This is a genomic window from Comamonas serinivorans (genome assembly GCF_002158865.1).
GTDB classification, from domain to species: Bacteria; Pseudomonadota; Gammaproteobacteria; order Burkholderiales; family Burkholderiaceae_C; genus Comamonas_E; species Comamonas_E serinivorans.
Genome location: NZ_CP021455.1, coordinates 1,492,918 through 1,509,077, shown reverse-complemented (window position 1 = coordinate 1,509,077; position 16,160 = coordinate 1,492,918). Strand labels below are relative to the sequence as shown.

General features: G+C 68.6%; 15 protein-coding genes. 14 read left to right on the top strand and 1 reads right to left on the bottom strand.

All coding sequences use genetic code 11. The features are described from left to right. The 13 genes from cpaB to CCO03_RS06370 all read left to right on the top strand — a co-directional run bounded on the left by cpaB (nucleotide 1) and on the right by CCO03_RS06370 (nucleotide 14,303). The gene (cpaB, locus tag CCO03_RS06430) at nucleotides 1-1,020 is read left to right on the top strand and encodes a Flp pilus assembly protein CpaB (protein ID WP_087278771.1); all 1,020 of its coding nucleotides are present in this window, start codon (nucleotides 1-3) and stop codon (nucleotides 1,018-1,020) included. 128 nt (nucleotides 1,021-1,148) lie between these two features. Further along, complete coding sequence (locus CCO03_RS06425; protein ID WP_087278768.1) at nucleotides 1,149-2,519, top strand: type II and III secretion system protein family protein; 1,371 nt, start codon at nucleotides 1,149-1,151, stop codon at nucleotides 2,517-2,519. A 12-nt stretch (nucleotides 2,520-2,531) separates the two neighbouring features. Next, nucleotides 2,532-3,887 carry a CpaE/TadZ family protein gene (locus CCO03_RS06420; RefSeq protein WP_157667535.1) on the top strand — a complete coding sequence of 452 codons (1,356 nt, stop codon included), beginning with the start codon at nucleotides 2,532-2,534 and terminating at the stop codon, nucleotides 3,885-3,887. A 74-nt stretch (nucleotides 3,888-3,961) separates the two neighbouring features. Beyond that, a complete protein-coding gene (locus CCO03_RS06415; protein ID WP_087278762.1) occupies nucleotides 3,962-5,284 on the top strand; it encodes a CpaF family protein in 1,323 nt (440 codons plus the stop codon). Further along, the gene (locus CCO03_RS06410; RefSeq protein ID WP_087278759.1) at nucleotides 5,281-6,255 is read left to right on the top strand and encodes a type II secretion system F family protein; all 975 of its coding nucleotides are present in this window, start codon (nucleotides 5,281-5,283) and stop codon (nucleotides 6,253-6,255) included. Before CCO03_RS06415 ends, CCO03_RS06410 begins: the two co-directional genes overlap by 4 nt. Nucleotides 6,256-6,272: 17 nt before the next feature. Further along, nucleotides 6,273-7,289 (top strand): type II secretion system F family protein, encoded by a 1,017-nt coding sequence (locus CCO03_RS06405; RefSeq protein WP_087278756.1) that lies wholly within the window; start codon nucleotides 6,273-6,275, stop codon nucleotides 7,287-7,289. Next, nucleotides 7,289-8,137 carry a tetratricopeptide repeat protein gene (locus CCO03_RS06400; protein WP_087278752.1) on the top strand — a complete coding sequence of 283 codons (849 nt, stop codon included), beginning with the start codon at nucleotides 7,289-7,291 and terminating at the stop codon, nucleotides 8,135-8,137. The genes CCO03_RS06405 and CCO03_RS06400 overlap by 1 nt, the downstream gene beginning before the upstream one ends. Nucleotides 8,138-8,145: 8 nt before the next feature. Further along, a complete protein-coding gene (locus CCO03_RS06395; RefSeq protein ID WP_157667534.1) occupies nucleotides 8,146-8,559 on the top strand; it encodes a DUF3613 domain-containing protein in 414 nt (137 codons plus the stop codon). A gap of 23 nt (nucleotides 8,560-8,582) precedes the next feature. Then, nucleotides 8,583-9,137, top strand: a complete 555-nt coding sequence (locus CCO03_RS06390; RefSeq protein ID WP_087278747.1) for a TadE/TadG family type IV pilus assembly protein — start codon at nucleotides 8,583-8,585, stop codon at nucleotides 9,135-9,137. Next, nucleotides 9,134-9,628: a TadE/TadG family type IV pilus assembly protein gene (locus CCO03_RS06385; RefSeq protein ID WP_157667533.1), complete on the top strand. Its 495-nt coding sequence runs from the start codon at nucleotides 9,134-9,136 to the stop codon at nucleotides 9,626-9,628. The genes CCO03_RS06390 and CCO03_RS06385 overlap by 4 nt, the downstream gene beginning before the upstream one ends. A gap of 14 nt (nucleotides 9,629-9,642) precedes the next feature. After that, nucleotides 9,643-11,343, top strand: coding sequence for a TadE/TadG family type IV pilus assembly protein (locus CCO03_RS06380; RefSeq protein ID WP_157667532.1), 1,701 nt, complete (start codon nucleotides 9,643-9,645; stop codon nucleotides 11,341-11,343). A gap of 43 nt (nucleotides 11,344-11,386) precedes the next feature. Further along, a complete protein-coding gene (locus tag CCO03_RS06375) occupies nucleotides 11,387-12,799 on the top strand; it encodes a sigma 54-interacting transcriptional regulator (RefSeq protein ID WP_087278741.1) in 1,413 nt (470 codons plus the stop codon). A gap of 244 nt (nucleotides 12,800-13,043) precedes the next feature. Further along, nucleotides 13,044-14,303 (top strand): glycosyltransferase, encoded by a 1,260-nt coding sequence (locus CCO03_RS06370; RefSeq protein ID WP_087278738.1) that lies wholly within the window; start codon nucleotides 13,044-13,046, stop codon nucleotides 14,301-14,303. Between the two features lie 30 nt (nucleotides 14,304-14,333). Here the strand turns inward: CCO03_RS06370 and soxR are convergent, their stop codons facing one another. Next, nucleotides 14,334-14,807, bottom strand: a complete 474-nt coding sequence (gene soxR / locus CCO03_RS06365) for a redox-sensitive transcriptional activator SoxR (RefSeq protein WP_087278735.1) — start codon at nucleotides 14,805-14,807, stop codon at nucleotides 14,334-14,336. A 128-nt stretch (nucleotides 14,808-14,935) separates the two neighbouring features. On the opposite strand from soxR, the gene CCO03_RS06360 reads away from it, so the two are divergent. Next, on the top strand, nucleotides 14,936-16,153 hold the full coding sequence (locus CCO03_RS06360; protein ID WP_087278732.1) for an efflux RND transporter periplasmic adaptor subunit: 1,218 nt from the start codon (nucleotides 14,936-14,938) through the stop codon (nucleotides 16,151-16,153). Nucleotides 16,154-16,160: the final 7 nt, after the last annotated feature.

Here is a 16,160-nt window from a genome sequence, read left to right as displayed (position 1 = left end):
ATGAACCTCACCAAGTTGTTTGCCATCTTGCTGCTGGTGCTGGCCCTGGCGCTGGGCGTGGGGGCCTGGATGTTGGGCCGGCAGCCCGCGCGCCCGGTGGCGCAACCGGCGCCCACCGCGCAGCAGCCCGTCGCCCAGCACCCCGTGGTCGTGGCCGCCCGGCCGATTGCCGCGGGTCAGCGCCTGGTGGCCGAGGACCTGAAGGTGACCGCCATGCCCGCCACCATCGCCGGCAGCTTCGAACGCCCCGAGGCCTTGCTGGACCGCACCACCGTGGTGGCGCTGGCGGCCGACGCGCCGGTGTTCGAGCAGCACCTCATCCACGGCCTGGCCCTGCAGATCGACGCCGGCCAGCGGGCCGTGTCCATCGCCGTGAAGGAACCCATGGCGGCGGGCCACCACGTGCGCCCCGGCGACTTCGTGGACGTGTTCTTCACCCTGGACAACCAGAACGAGCACACCCAGGTCGACACCCAGACGCGGCTGCTGCTGGCCCGCAGCCGCGTACTGGCCTACGGCCAGGCCAGTGTCGAAAACCCGCCCCCCACGGCGGAGCAACAACGCAAGGCGCAACAAGAGGCCGAGGCCGGCAAGGGCGGTGTGGCCACCGCCCGCAAGTCCGGCGGCTCGGGCCAGGGCAACGCGGTGGCCAACACGGCCGTGCTGGCCGTGCCGCTGGAAGACGTGGAGCGCCTGACCCTGGCCGAGAAGTACGGCCAGCTGACGCTGGCCCTGCGCCACCCCGACGACACCGCCGTGCCCGACCCCAGCCTGTTCGCCGCCCTGCCCACCGCGCTGCAACCCGTGTCCGGCAAGCTGGGCAAGGGCGAGCAGCTGCAGGGCGCCGACCGCGCCTACGCCGGCCTGCGGTTCAAGGACCTGGCCACCGGCGCCGACGCCCGGAACGCCCGCCGCCCGCCGGCCGTGGCCCCCATGCCCCTGCCCGCCGCCCCGCAAGCACCGCGCCTGCGCTCGGTCGAGGTGCACCAGGGCGCCACTGTGCAGACCGTGAGCTACTGACCGACAACGTTCGAACCCCCTGCATTTCAATGAGAGTATGCGTACATTCCCGTTGATATAAAAACGGCAATACAAGCATACTCCCATCAGAATAAGAACAGGGAGACGCTTTACAGAGGGAATCGACCATGAGAACACCGCCACTCGCGCAGATCGCCTTGCTGTCTCTGCTCGCCTGTGCCCTGCCCGCCTCGGCCCAGACGCAGGCCAGCCCGGTCGCCCACCTCGCTCAGGCGCTGGAGCTCTCGGCCGGCCAACAGCACCTGCTGCAGCCCGGCACCGCCGTGGCCCGCATCGCGGTGGGCGATCCGGCCGTGCTCGACGTGAAGGTGTTGCGCGACCTGTCGGCCGGCAAGGCCACGCAGGCGGCCGAGCTGCTGCTCACGCCCAAAGCCGCCGGCCAGACCACGCTGGCCGTGTGGCCCGCATCGGGCGGTGCGCCGCGGCACTGGCAGGTGACCGTGCGCGGCCCCCACCTGGTGCTGGCGCGGCGGCTGGCCTCGGTGCCCGAGCATGCCCAGGCCCTGCGCGAAGCCCGTTTGTCGCTGCCCAAGGACGCGGTGGTGGACGACCGCTCGCAGGTCCAGGTCACGAGCAACACCGTGCAGGTCGACGTGCAGGTGGTGGAGTTCAAGAAGTCGGCGCTGCGCCGCTCCGGTGTTCAGCTCAACAGCGGTGGGCCCAACGACCACGGGTTTCAATTCGGCGTCTACACACCGGGCAGCAACGGCAGCGGCAGTTCAGCAGGCAACAACAGTGGCGGCAGCGGTGGCAGTGCCGACAGCGGGACGTCGGCCATCGTCAGCGCGATGAACCTGGTGTTGGGCTTTGGCCGTGCGTTCAGCGGTCAGGGCATCACCGCGCAACTGGGTTTCCTAGAGGGCAATGGCCTGGCGCGGGTGCTCGCAAAACCCACGCTGGTGGCGCACACCGGTCAAAGCGCCAGTTTCCTGGCCGGCGGAGAAATCCCCATTCCCGTGCCCAGCGGGGCCAGCAACAACATTTCCATCCAGTACAAGGAATTCGGCGTCAAGCTGCAGCTGACCCCCACCATCCTCTCGAACGAGCGCATCGCGCTGAAGGTGGCGCCGGAAGCCAGCGACCTGGACTACACACAGGGTGTGACGATCAACAACATCTCTGTTCCGGCGCTGCGCACACGTCGTGCCGATACCCTGGTCGAGCTGGCCGATGGCGAGAGCTTCATCATCGGCGGCCTCGTGAGCCGCAGCACCATGTCCAACGTCAAGAAGGTGCCGCTGCTGGGCGACCTGCCCATCCTGGGCACCTTCTTCAAGAACCTGGAGTACTCGCAGGACGAGACCGAGCTGGTGATCATCGTCACCCCGCGCCTGGTGCAGCCGCTGCCGGCCGGCACCGACCTGCAGGCCGTGCTGCCCGGCGAGCGACAGGAACACCGCAACGCCGGCGGCGTGTGGTGGCCCTATTCGCTGGGGGCGACCTACATGAATTCGGCCCTGCCCGGGTTTTCGTACTGAGGGGCCACCACCATGCATCCTGAGTCCTCTCACGCCCCGAGCGACGCCGCCGCGCCTTCCCTCGAAGAGCTGCTGGCGGTGCGCGCCTCCGACGCCGCGGCCGTGCACCACGCCGCCCCGCAAACGGGTGGCGCCTCGCCCGCCAAGGCGCGGCTGCTGCTGGCCCTGACCGGCGTCTCCTCCGATGCCCTGCTGCTCGCCTGGGCACAGCGCGTGCTCGACGGCCAGCTGCCGCACGCCGCACGGGCGGAAGACGTGGCCGAGCAGGTGCGCTTGCTGCAGCCGCAGGCCATCCTCATCGAGTTCGACCTGCACACGCTGGACACCGCCGTGGCGCTGGCGACGCAACTGCAGGCGCAGTACCCCGAGGTCGTGCGCGTGGCCGTGAGCCGCGCCCAGCACCCGCAGTGCATGCTGGCGGCGCTGCGCGCGGGCGTCCACGATTTCCTCGACATCGACGAAGCCATCGCCACCAGCCAACAGATCGTGCAGGGCCTGCTGAGCCGGCCGCAGCACACCGAGGCCGAGCCGCACCACAGCCCGGCCCCGCAGCTGGCCATCCTGTCCGCGCGTGCCGGTCTGGGGTGCAGCGTGCTCGCGGCCCACCTGGCCTGGTACCTGCAGCAGGCGCTGGCGGGCCCGGCGGGCGACGATGTGCTGGCCGGCCTGCTGGTCGAGCTGGGCGGCTCGGGCGGCTCAGGGGGCGACTGCGCGATCTACCTGAACACCCCGGGGGAGTTCAGCTTCACCGATGCGGTGGCCCAGCAGCGCCGCCTGGATCGCCGCATGGCGCAAACGGCGCTGGCGCGGCACGACAGCGGGTTGCGGCTGCTGCCGCAGCCACGTCAGGTGCCGACCCTGCCGCCTGGCGAGGTGCGGGCCTTGATGGCCCGCCTGGGCCAGTATTTCAAGCACATCGTGCTGGACCTGGGCGCGCACACGCCCGCGCCGCTGCTGGCCGACCTGCTGCCCGATGCGAGCGAGATCTGGGTCGTGTGCGACCAGAACGTGGTCAGCGTGGTGTGGACCATGGCGCTGCTGAGTCAGCTGGAAGCGCTGCAGATCCCGCGCGACCGGTTGCGCCTCATCGTCAACCGCCACGACAGCCGCCTGGCGCTGGACGCGCAGCAGATCGCCAGCCGGCTGCAACTGCCGCTGCTGGCCACCCTGCCCGAGCGCCGGCGCGAGCTGGCCGACGCCGTCAACCACGGCAAGCTGCTCGCCCCCAAACAAAAGGGCGACCCCTACGTGCAGGCCATCGAGAAGCTGGTGGCCCTGTTGGTGCACGGCCACCACCCGGACGCGCCACCGCACCGGACCCCGGCCGGCCCGCTGACCCAACTGTTCCAACGCATCCGCAGGACCTGACATGGCCACCACGCCCCGCCGCTTCGTGCGGTTCCCGGCCTCGATCGCCTTCGGGCGGCTGACGAAAGGCTGACATGACGAACGCCATGACGCCTTCGGCCAACGCCACCGACGAGTTCGAACACAACCCCTTGTTCGTCGAGCTCAAGAACCACGCCTACGACCACCTGCTCTCGCGCATCGAAGAGCTGGGGGCCGAGTTCGGCCGCTGGTCGCAGGCGGCCATCGCCCAGTTCGTGACCCTGGAGCTGGACAGCTTCATCCGCCTGCACGCGGTGCCGGTCAACGAGCGCGAAGCCCAGCAGGTGGCCAACGCCCTGACGCGCGAGCTGACGGGCCTGGGGCCGCTGCAACCGTTGCTGGACGACCCCCACGTCGAGGACATCCTCGTCAACGGCCACCAGGACCTGTACGTGTCGCGCGGCGGCATCCTGCAGCGCGAGACGGTGCACTTCCGCGACGACGAGCACGTGCTGCGCATCGTGCGCCGCATCCTGGCCCCGCTGGGCCGCCGGCTGGACGAATCCAGCCCCATGGTGGATGCCCGCCTGCCCGATGGCGGGCGCATCAACGTCATCATCGCGCCGCTGGCCATCGACGGCCCGTCGGTGTCGATCCGCAAGTTCCGCAAGGACCCGCTGACCCCGCGCGACCTGGTGCAGCTGGGCACCTTCAACGAGGACATCTGCCGGATCCTGGAGATGGCGGTGCAGGCGCGCTGCAACATCCTGGTCAGCGGCGGCACCAGCTCGGGCAAGACCTCGCTGCTCAATGCGCTGGCCAGCTTCATCCCGAGCCGCGAACGCATCGTGACCATCGAGGACACGGCCGAGCTGTCGCTCAACCACAGCCACGTGGTGCGGCTGGAGGCCCGCCCGGGCAGCTTCGACGGCTCGGGCCACGTCAGCATCCGCGACCTGCTGGTCAACAGCCTGCGCATGCGGCCCGACCGCATCATCGTGGGCGAGGTGCGCAGCGGCGAGGTGCTGGAGCTGTTGCAGGCCATGAACACCGGCCACGACGGCTCGATGGGCACCATCCACGCCAGCTCGCCGCGCGAATGCCTGTACCGCGCCGAAATGCTGGCCGGCTTCGCGGGCTTTCAGGGCAGCGAGGTCAGCCTGCGCCGCCAGATCGCCAATGCCGTGGACTTCATCGTGCAGATCGGGCGGCTGTCCAGCGGGCGCCGGCGCCTGCTGTCGCTGACCGAGGTGACGGGCATCACGGACAACGTGATCTCGATGCAGGAGCTGTACCGCTACGAACCCCAGATCGGCCCCGACGGCCAGGAAATCGACCAATGGGTGTCCATGGGCATCTCGCCCCATTCGCCCAAGCTGCTGGCCTGGTGGCGTGCCCACCAGGCACAGCAGAACACCGCCGGAGGCCCGCGATGACAGCCGCCATGTTGGTGCTGGGCGCCCTGGCCTGCGCGCTGCTGGCCCTGGCGCTGTGGCTGTTTGCCCGCGCGCAGCGCCAGCAGGCCCAGCAGGCCATCGCCAGCAACCTCCAACGCAGCCTGGACATCCAGCGCGAGATGCAGGCGGCCGCCGCCCCGGCCAGCCTGCCCGTGACGGGCGCCGCGCCGCCGCTGATGGCATCCGCTGCGCCGGTGCTGCCCGCGCCCAGCACGCTGCAGCAATGGTTGGACGACCGGCTGGGTTACAGCGCATGGGGGGTATCGCCCGGGGTAATCGGCCTGTTGATCGCAGGCGGCCTGTTACTGGCCACCCTGGTTGCATTGCAGGGCGACCTGGCCATTGGTGCCCTGGTGGCGCTGGCGTATGGCTTGCTGTGCTGCTTCGGCATCTGGCTGCGGCTGAGCAAACGGCGCGCCAAGATGCTCTCGCAACTGCCCAGCTTCCTGGACAACATGGTGCGCCTGATCTCCATCGGCAACTCGCCGCATGCAGCGTTCAAGTTCGCCAGTGGCAACGTGCCCGAGCCCCTGGGCCGTGCGCTAGGCGATGTGTCGGCCGCCCTGAACGTGTCGCCCGACCTGGGCCAGGCCATGGCCCAGCTCGAGCGCACCTGGAAGCTGCCCGAGTTCGGCCTGCTGGCCGCGGTGTTCCGCATGAGCACGCGCTATGGCGGGCGGGCCGACCAGGTGCTCGAACGCGTGTCCGCCTACATCCGCGATCGCCAGTCCGCCGAGCGCGAACTGCACGCGCTGTCGGCCGAGGTGCGGCTGTCGGCCTGGGTGCTGGCGCTGCTGCCCATCCTGGTGGGCGGGCTGATCATGGTGCTCAACCAGGGCTACTTCATGCGCATGTGGAACGACCCGGTGGGCCAGAAGATGATCCTGGCCGCCGCCGCGCTGCAGGCGCTGGGCTCGTTCTTCCTGTACCGGCTGGCCCGGCTGAAATGAGATCGGGGAGCCACGCCATGCCCTTGTCCCTGCCCGCCTCCTGGAACCCGCAACACCTGTGGACCGTGAGCCTGGTGCTGGCCGCACTCGGCATCGCCTTGCTGGCCGGCGTGCTGGCGTGGCGGCTGCTGCGCGCGTCGCGCGCCGAGGCGCGCCTGAATCAGGTGCAGCAGGCGCGCGCCGCGGCGACCAGCCTGCCCTTCCCCATGGGTTCGGCCTCGTTGGCCGGCCTGACCCCGTCGGACAACGGCCCGAGCGCGGCAGCGGAGCAGCAGGCCGTGGCCGACAGCCTGCGCCCGCCCGCCTGGCTGGAGTCGCCGATCGCCAAGGCCCTGCTGGCCGACGAAGACCGCAAGCTGCTGGACCAGGCCGGCCTCGAGCTGGTGCGCGGCGGGCTGACCTTCGTCGTCACGCGAACGCTGCTGGCGGTGCTGCTGCCCATCCTGCTCATCGCGCTGCTTCAGCCCAAGGGCGTCATGGCCCTGTGCTATGGCTTCTTCGGCCTGGCGCTGGGGATCATGGGGCCGAAATGGTGGCTGCGCGCCAAGGCCGGCAAGCGCCGTGCGCAGGTGGTCGAAGAGCTGCCGTTGTTCGTCGACCTGCTGCGCCTGCTGCAGGGGGTGGGCCTCAGCATCGACCAGAGCCTGCAGATCCTGGCCAGCGAATTCGGCAGCGTGCTGCGCATCATCAGCAGCGAGCTGGGGCTGGCGAACCGCCTCTACAGCAGCGGCCGCACGCGCGAACAGTCGCTGCAGCGGCTGGCCACCCTGGGCGCCGACGACGACATGAACGCGGTCGTGAACCTGCTGGTTCAGGTCGATCGGCATGGCGGCGCCGTGCAGGAGCCACTGCGGGAGTTCAGCGTGCGCCTGCGCGAAAAGCGTCAGGCCGGCTTCAAGGAAAAGATCGGCACCATCACCGTGAAGATGACCGGCGTGATGGTGCTGACCCTGCTGCCCGCGCTGCTGGTGATCACCGCCGGCCCGGGCTTCACCGCCGTGATCCGTTCGCTGTCGTCCCTGGGAGGTCGCTGATGACTACAGCAGTATCCACCATTTTCCGTTCATCCATCATCGCCATTCCGCTGATACTGGCAGGCTGCATCAGCCCCCCGCAAGGTTATGGCGTGGCCGCGCAGCAGGACACCGCCGCCCAGGCGCAGCAGCAGATGGACAAGGCCGAGCAGCTGAACCAGGTCGATTCGCAGCAGACCTACCTCAACCTGATCCGGCAGATGCAGGAGGCCAACCAGTGGTATGCCTCGCTGGCACATGCCGATGCCTTCGAGCGCCAGCACGGCAGCACGCCCACGGTGCGCCTGCTGCGGGCCGATGCCCAGCGCAACACCGGTCAGCGCACACAGGCCGAGCAGAGCTACCAGGCGTTGCTGGGCGATGCGGACACGGCCACCGTGGCCCGCGCACGGCGCGGCCTGGGCCTGCTGCACGCACAGCAGGGGCGCTACCCGCAAGCCATTGCCCAGCTCGAACAGGCCCGCCAGCTCAACCCCATCGACGCCGACGTGCTCAGCGACCTGGCCTATGCCCACCTGCTCCAGGGCGATCTGGCCGGCAGCCAGTTGCCGGTCATGCAGGCGGCCCAGCTGGCCCCAAACAGCCCCCGCGTGCAGCTCAACCTGGCGCTGTACCTGCTGGCCAGCGGCCGCGATGCCGAGGCCCAGCAGTTGCTGGCGCGCCTGCGCCAGCCGCAGGCGCGCAACGCCCCGCCCCTGATCGACGACCGCTCGGTGCAGACCCTGCACGGTCAACTCGCCGTGGTGCAGCAGGCCATGCGCCAGCGCATGGCCGGCGCCACCACCCCGGTGACCGAGACCGCCAGTGCCGCCCCGCACGGCGCCACCCCACCCGCCCCCCAGCCATGAGGTTCACCATGTCCCTCCTCCGCCTCGTTGCCCCCCCTTTGTTCGCGGCGTTGCTGCTGGCCTGCGCCGGCGCGGCCCAGGCTGCCGCAGCGGCCAATCCGCCGGCCGCCGCTTTAGCTGCTGAATCGCAGGTCGAAGCCCAGGTGGCGCCCGCGCCGAGCGCGGGTGCGCCGGCGACCGAGGCGTCTGTGGATGCGGCCGGCGAGCCTTACGGCGAACCCTCCGGCGAGCCCTATTTCGAGCGGCGCATCGACATCGGCAGCGCGACCGAGGCGCTGTTGCAGGCCCAGCGCACGGCCCAAAGCGCCCACCCGCGCGCCATCGATGGCGAGCAGGCCAGCCGCAGCTACCAGCGCTACCTCAAGAGCTTCGAAACCACCATTCCCGAGCGCTTCGAGACTGGCTTGAACGTCAAGCAGTGATCCGCCCTTCACGGGAGAACGCCATGATTGCGCCCCCTCGCCCACCCCGCCATCGGACCACCCGACGCCAGCTGCAGCGCGGCGTGTATGCGTTGGAGTGGGCGATCATCTTCCCCGTGTTCTTCGCGCTGCTGTACGCCATCATCTGTTATGGCCTGACCTTCCTGGTGCGCGAGTCCATGCAGTTCGCGGTCGAGGAAGGCGCGCGGGCGGCGTTGCGCCACCCCAGCACCGCGACCCTCGCCGGCGCACCTGCGCCCACCTGGACCCACCGCAGCACCGAAGCCCGCCAGACCGCTGCCCAGGCGTTGGGTTGGCTGCCTGCCGGCCTCCAGCCCAGTGCCAGCGACATCACGTTCACGGTCTGCCGCCTGAACGACACCGCCTGCACCCCGCAAACGGCGCTGGACACGACGCTGGTGTGTGACATGAACATGCCCTGCGTGGTGCTGGTGTCCTACCAGATCGACGACTACGCCAGCAACGCCATCGCGCCAGCCATCCCCGGGCTGGGCCTGATCCTGCCGGCCACGCTGGACGCCCACGCCAGCATCCTCGTCGACCGGAGGATGCTGTGATCACGCCACGCCCACCCCAACGCGCGCAACGCGGGCTCGCCGCGATCGAGTTCGCCCTGATCGCCATCGTCATGGTCGTCATGCTGCTGGGCGGCCTGGTGTACTGGCGCGCCTTTCAGGCCCAGCAGTCGCTGACCCGCGCCGCCGGCGATGGCGCGCGCGCGGCGCACACGCTGATTGCCGCCGGCATCACGCATTGCCACCCCACGCCAACCACCGCGGCGGCCAACAAGGCCGCGATTCAGCAACGGGTGACCCAAACCGTCTCGCGCAGCCTGCAGCAAAGTGCCATGCCCGGCGATGTGCTGCAGCAGCTGACCGTGGGTGCCCTGCAATGGGGCAGCTGCCCCTCGGGCGGCGAAAGCAGCGCCCGTTTCGAGCTGACCTACACGCTGACCCCGCTGCTGGGCGGCAACTGCAGCAACGCCTGGTTCAGCGAGCCTTGCACGCTGCACGAAGCCAGCGAATTGCACTTCGCGACCCTGCTGTAAGGAGGAGCACCGCCATGCCGTCTCACCGCACCGCTTCCCCCGGGACAACCCCGGTTCGGCCGTTCGCCGCTCGGCCGGCTGCACAGCGCGGCGCCGTGCTGGTGCAGTTCGCGCTGTTGGCCGCCCTGCTGATCGCTGTGCTGGGCGCTGTGCAGATCGGCTACATGTACTACGCCAAGCGCGACCTGCAGCGCATGGCCGACATCGCCGCGCTGGAAGCCACCAATGCCCTGGCCTACGGCGTGGCCAGCACCTGCCCCGACGCCCAGGCCGCTGCCACGCAAAGCCTGAACGCCCAGCAGCGCCTGTCGCTCGACGACGAGGTGCGCACTATCGATTGCGGCCACTGGAACGCCAGCCTCGCCGACGCTTCGCGCTTCAACCCCAACTACGGCGACGCGCCCACCCGGCCCCTGAACGCCACCCGCGTGACGCTGCAGGGCGAAACCCTGCAGCTGCTGCCCTTCACCGGCTCACGCGTGGTGGCGGCCACGGCCACGGCGGCCAAAAACGACGAACCCGTGGCCGCATTCACCGTGGGCTCGCAGTTGCTGCGGTTCAACAGCGACAGCGTGCTGGGGCTAATCGCACAACGGGTGGGCCTGGACATCACGCGCCTGACCGTGCTGGACAAGGACGGCATTGCCAACGCGCGCATCACGCCCGCCGGCCTGCTTCAGTTTCTGGGCCTGCCCGTGGGCGTGAACGACCTGGCGCTGCTGACGCCCAATGACCTGGCCAACGTGGATGCGTCGGTGCTGGACCTGATCGACGCCGCCATCAACGCTGGCGACAACCTGCTGAACGCCGGCGTGGACCTCGCGGAGCTCGTGAACCTGCGGGCCTACCTGGCCGCCTTTCAGCTCGCCAACGTCAAGGTGCCTCTGGGAGGCGACAACGGCCTGCTGGCCATGATCTCTGCCGGTGGCAACGCCTCGCCCATCGGCGCCGGGCTGGATGCCGTCGTTGACCTGGCCGACTTGGTGCGCACCCAGCTGGCGATTGCAAATGGGACGAACAGCGTGGCGTTGACGAACACCGGTATTCCCGGCCTTGCCGAAATCAACTTGACCATCGTAGAACCGCCTGCTCTGGCTGTTGGGCCAGCCAAGCCAGCGATTACCAAGGCATATAACGCGCAGGTTCGTCTAAACCTACAGCTTCTCAGCATGGGCGGGCTTCCTGTGCTGGGCAGCCTATTGCCCCTCGACTTGTCTGTCGACTTGGTGAACGGCGAAGGCACCTTGGAAAAAATCTCTTGCCAGCAGACGCCAAAAACGGCGGACATCAGCGTTCAATCTTCTGTCGGAAAAATCTGCCTCGGTAAACGTAATGGCACGAATTGCGAACCAACTCAAGTTCTCTTGGGTTTGGTAACTGTGAAAGCAGAGGCCAATTTGCTGCCCGCATCCAGTGAAACAATCACCGACATCCCCGTTGACACGCCCAAAGACAGCCAAGCCAATAACCTGCAAATCGGAAGCACGGTCAGCAGCCTCATCGACAACCTGGAACTTAGGCTCATTGGAATCAACCTGGCCCCTGTGACAGATCTGGTTGGCGCCATATTGAAACCAGCTTTGGTTCCCATACTGAACGGGTTAGGTAGCTTCCTCTCTGGCACCGTCCTTCAGGAGATTTTGGGCATCCAGTTGGGGCGCACGACGATAGAAGTCCTCGACATCCAATGCGACACCGCCCAACTCGTCCATTGAACCCACAACCCTCTACACAACACAAGCCAAGGAAACCGTTGCAGTGAATCCAAGCGATCTGGTCATCTACGTCTGGGAAGGTCAAGCCGACATTGCCGAGCGGGTGGAGCGGTGCATGCTCGGCATGGACGTGGACGTGGTGCGCGCCGATGGCCTGGGTCTGCCACCGGGCGCGGGCGATGCGGCCGGGGGCGCCGCCATTGCCGTGGTGAGCGTCACGGTGCTCGAAGGCGCGCGCTTCACGCGTCAGGGGGTCGAGGGCAATTTCGGCGGCCTGCCGGTGCTGTGGGTCAGCGCCAATGGGCGCTGCACCAACCCCGGCACCTACGCGACCGAGTATTCGCATGTGCTGCCGTTCGACTTCACGGGCGCGGAGCTGCGCGCCATGCTGGTCCACATCCTGCGTCGCCTGCAGAGCACGCAGCGCCAGGTGCAGGCCTCGGACGACATCATCGCCGAGGCCGACTGCATGAAACGCCTGCTGCGCGACGTGGACACCTTTGCCGATTGCGAGCACAGCGTGCTGATTTTTGGCGAGACCGGCACGGGCAAGGAGCGCATCGCCGAACGCCTGCACGAGCGCAACACGCACTACGGCGCAGGTCCCTTTGTGGTGGTGAACTGCGGCGCCATTCCCGATGGGCTGTTCGAGTCGCTGTTCTTCGGCCATGCCAAGGGCTCTTTCACCGGCGCGGTGACGGCCCACAAGGGCTTTTTCGAGCAGGCCAACGGCGGCACGCTGTTCCTCGACGAAATCGCCGACCTGCCGCTGTACCAGCAGGTGAAGCTGCTGCGCGTGCTGGAGGAGCGCACGGTCACGCGGCTGGGCGCGACCTCGGCGGTGCGGCTGGATTTCCGCCTCGTCGCCGCCACCAACAAGCCTCTGCGCGAACTGGTGCATGCCGGCCAGTTCCGGGCCGACCTGTTCTTCCGCCTGGCCGTGATCGAGCTGCAGGTGCCCAGCCTGGAAGAGCGCGGGGAAGCCGACAAGCTCGCCATCTTCTACGCCATCTTGCGCAAGGTGGTGGGCCAGGAGCTGGAGCAGACCCTGGGCGAGCCCCCGTTCTTCATCCACGACGCGGTGGCCGAGATGTACTACCCCGGCAACGTGCGCGAGCTGCGCAACCTGGCCGAGCGCATCGGCGTGGCGGTGCGCCAGACGCGGGACTGGCGCGCGGACGGCGCCACCGAGCGCATCCTGTCGCAGGCGCAAAGCCTGTCGGCGGCGACGTTTCCGGTGGAGGTCAGCTCCACCGAGCCGCAACTGGCCAACCGCAGCAACTGGGACCTGGATGAGCGCAACCGCATCATCGACGCCCTGGACGCCAACGACTGGAAGCGCCAGAACACGGCGCAGCAGCTGGGCATCAGCCGCAAGGTGCTGTGGGAAAAGATGCGCAAGTACCAGATCAGCGATGGCGAGCCCACCGTGCCCGCACCGCTGGAGGACGGCTGAGCCTGGCCTGCGGCAGCCGGATCGACACCCCGGCAGGCCGCTGGCCGCCAACCGCGGCCATGATCGGCTGCACAGTCAATGCCTAAATTTCAAGCAGTATCCAACCATTCCTGTTGTGGATGAAACGGTAGTGAAGCCATACTCCAACACACCGCTGCATGCTGAACGATGACACACCGAGCGGGCCCCCGACCCGCCTTCACCCCTAGGCTGGCCCCGCGCCAGCCACGACTCCCCGAGCACGATGGACAAACCCCTGATCGTCTTCGTCGGCGCGGTCTACCCGAGCCAGTACAGCCTGCTTTGCAGCCACCTGCGGGCCACCGGCCAGGCCGATGCCTGGTTCATGACCACGCCAGGCCACAAGGCCAACCACGAGCAGCACTGCGACCACCTGCTCGCCTTCCAGCCCGACGGCAAGATCGTCGGGCCTCAGAGCTATTACTACTCCAGCAAGGTCGAGCGCTCGGCGCGCATCTGCCGCGGGGTGCTGCCGGCGCTGCAGGCCTTTGAGCAGGCTCAGGGCCGCCCCATCGACGTGGTGGTGGCGCATTCGCTGTGGGGCGCGCCCAACTGGCTGTATGGCGAGCTGCAGGCCGCCATCGTCAGCTACATCGAGTTTCCAAGCTACCTGGCCCACGGCTGGGACGCGGCCTACCCGCCGGACATGGCGCAGCGCCTGAGCGACCGCAACACGGAGATGCTGAACTTCCACCAGGTGCTGTGCAGCGACCTCACCATCGTGCCCAGCGCCCATGCCCGGGCGATGTTTCCGCCGCTGCTGCAAGACCGGATCGCGGTGCAGTTCGAGGGCTTCGACATCGCGCCGCCGCTGCGCGAGGCGGGCCAGCCGGCCGAACCGCCCACGGGCGAGCGCCCGTTCACCATCGCGTTCTCCGCGCGCGACCTGTCCAGCGCCAAGGGGTTTGAAACCTACATGCGCCTGGTGGACCGCCTGGTGCGCGAAGGCGACGGCGCGGGGGCCCGCTTCGTCGCCATTGGCGATCCGACTGCCAGCACCTACGGCTATGAGCAGCAGTGGGTGGAGCGGCGCTACAACGGCAAGGTGGCCAGCTTCCGGGACCACCTGCTGAAGGTCTACCCGGCCGCCAGCGTGGTGGCGTTTCCGGGTCACCTGCCCTACCCCCAGTTCGCCGCCTTGCTGGCCGATGTCGACCTCTTCCTCTACCCGCTGCGACACGGCGTGGCCAACTGGGGGTTGATGGAGATCTTGGCCCGCGGCGGCTGCGTGGTGGCCTCGAACTGGGGCTTTGTGCCCGAGCTGGTGCAGCACGATGTGAACGGGCTGCTGGTGCCCGACCAGGACGACGCCTGGATCGAGGCCATCCGCCAGCTTCGGGCCGATCCCGCGCGTCGGGCCCGCTATGCGCAGGCGGCCATCGCCACCGGCCAGCGCTACCACATCGCCAACGTCGCCCCGCGCTTCATGCAGCTGTTCCGCCGCGCCATGGCCCAGCGTGCCGCGCCGCTGGTGGCGGGCTGAAGACCCGTCGGCCCGCGCCGACCCAACGCCTCATTCGTCCCCCTGGGCATCCAGCGTGTCGCCCAGCCAGACGCGTGGGCCGGGGCCATGCTGCCCGATGTGATCGGCGCGGTTGAAGACGTTGCACACCTTCATCGACAAGCAGCCGCAGCCGATGCAGGACTCCAGGCTGCGGCGCAGGTGCATCAACTCCTCGATGCGCTGATCGACGCGGTTGACCCACAGCGTCGAGAGACTGCTCCAGTCCGCGCCGGTGGGCGCATGGTGCTTGGGCAGGCCCTCGAGGTGCGAGGCGATTTCGTCCAGCTGGAAACCCAGCCGCTGCGCGAACACGATGTAAGCCACACGCCGCAGCGTGGAGCGGTGGTAGCGGCGATGCCCGGCGCTGCTGCGCACCGATTCGATCAGCCCCAGTGATTCGTAGTAGCGCAAGGCCGAGGCCTTGACGCCGCTGCGCTGTGCAATCGCGCCAATGACCAGCAGGTCATCATCCCTAGGGTCCATGGTGTCATTCTCCGTGCGTGCTTGACTTAAAGTTTACTTTAACTTGAAGAATATCGGTCTGCAACGTCTCCCCCACCCGCGCCCATGCGCGCCTCGGTGGGCGATGCCTTCACTTCACGGGATTCACCATGACCTCATCACCCCCGCCGCGCGGCATCGTTCGCGCGGCCTCGTTCGCCGCCGCCGCGGCCGTTCTGCTCACCGTCGCCGCCTGCGGCCAGGCCAACGGCAACAAGCCCGCCAGCCCCCCGCTTGAACCGCCCCCGGCCAAGGTCACCGTCACCCGGGTGGCCGTGCACGAGGTGCAGCAATGGGACACCTTCAATGGCCGCATCGCCGCACAGGAAAGCGTCGAGATCCGGCCCCGGGTCACGGGCTACATCGACCGCGTGAGCTTTCGCGAGGGACAAGCGGTGCGCAAGGGCCAGGTGCTGTTCACCATCGACGCCCGCCCGTACCAGGCTGCGCTGGCCAACGCCCAGGCACAGCTGCAGCGGGCCAGGGCCGCGGCCGCGCTGGCCCGCACGCAGGACCAGCGGGCCCGCGACCTGCTGGTGGACCGCGCCATCTCGACCGAGGAAGCAGACACCCGTGCCGCGACCCTCGCGCAAGCCCTGGCCAACGTGCAGGCCGCCGAAGCGGCGGTGTCGTCCGCGCAACTGGAGTTGAGCTTCACCGAGGTGCGCGCCCCGATCAACGGCACCGCCAGCCGAGCGCTGCTGACACCCGGCAACCTGGCACAGGCCAATCAAAGTGTGCTGTCCACGGTGGTGTCGGACAACCCCGTGTACGTCTACTTCGACGCCGACGAGCAAAGCCTGCTGCGCCACCGGCAAACCACCCCGGCGGAGGCAGGCGCGCCGTCCCGCGTGGTGCCAGTTCGGGTGGGCCTGGCCAGCGATGCCGGCTTTCCGCATGCGGGCGAGGCGAATTTCTTCGACAACCGCCTGGACCCGCAGACGGGCACGATCAGCGTGCGGGCCACGTTGCGCAACGACAGTGGGCTGTTCACCCCGGGCATGTTCGCGCGCGTGCAGATGCAAGATCGCACGCCGTTCCAGGCGGTGCTGATCGACGACAAGGCCGTGTTGACGGACCAGGACCGCAAGTACGCCTTTGTGGTGGGCGCCGACAACCGGGCGGAGCGGCGCGAGTTGACGCTTGGTCGCCTGCACGAGGGCCAACGCGTGGTGACCGCCGGCCTGCAAGCCGGCGACCTGCTGGTGGTGGCCGGTCTGCAGCGCATCCACTACCCCGGCATGCCGTTGGCGCCCCAGGTGTCCGGCCAAGCCGCCTCGACCGAAGCCCAGCCCGCGGCGGCCTCGGCCTCCGCATCCCGGCAGTGATCAGGGG

Excerpts from the sequence above, each read along its gene's own strand:
- cpaB (WP_087278771.1), top strand. The coding sequence starts at position 1 with ATGAACCTCACCAAGTTGTTTGCCATCTTGCTGCTGGTGCTGGCCCTG.
- CCO03_RS06420 (WP_157667535.1), top strand. The coding sequence starts at position 2,532 with ATGCATCCTGAGTCCTCTCACGCCCCGAGCGACGCCGCCGCGCCTTCC.
- CCO03_RS06380 (WP_157667532.1), top strand. The coding sequence starts at position 9,643 with ATGCCGTCTCACCGCACCGCTTCCCCCGGGACAACCCCGGTTCGGCCG.
- CCO03_RS06405 (WP_087278756.1), top strand. The coding sequence starts at position 6,273 with ATGCCCTTGTCCCTGCCCGCCTCCTGGAACCCGCAACACCTGTGGACC.
- CCO03_RS06410 (WP_087278759.1), top strand. The coding sequence starts at position 5,281 with ATGACAGCCGCCATGTTGGTGCTGGGCGCCCTGGCCTGCGCGCTGCTG.
- CCO03_RS06390 (WP_087278747.1), top strand. The coding sequence starts at position 8,583 with ATGATTGCGCCCCCTCGCCCACCCCGCCATCGGACCACCCGACGCCAG.
- CCO03_RS06415 (WP_087278762.1), top strand. The coding sequence starts at position 3,962 with ATGACGAACGCCATGACGCCTTCGGCCAACGCCACCGACGAGTTCGAA.
- CCO03_RS06370 (WP_087278738.1), top strand. The coding sequence starts at position 13,044 with ATGGACAAACCCCTGATCGTCTTCGTCGGCGCGGTCTACCCGAGCCAG.
- CCO03_RS06400 (WP_087278752.1), top strand. The coding sequence starts at position 7,289 with ATGACTACAGCAGTATCCACCATTTTCCGTTCATCCATCATCGCCATT.
- CCO03_RS06425 (WP_087278768.1), top strand. The coding sequence starts at position 1,149 with ATGAGAACACCGCCACTCGCGCAGATCGCCTTGCTGTCTCTGCTCGCC.
- CCO03_RS06360 (WP_087278732.1), top strand. The coding sequence starts at position 14,936 with ATGACCTCATCACCCCCGCCGCGCGGCATCGTTCGCGCGGCCTCGTTC.
- soxR (WP_087278735.1), bottom strand. The coding sequence starts at position 14,807 with ATGGACCCTAGGGATGATGACCTGCTGGTCATTGGCGCGATTGCACAG.
- CCO03_RS06395 (WP_157667534.1), top strand. The coding sequence starts at position 8,146 with ATGTCCCTCCTCCGCCTCGTTGCCCCCCCTTTGTTCGCGGCGTTGCTG.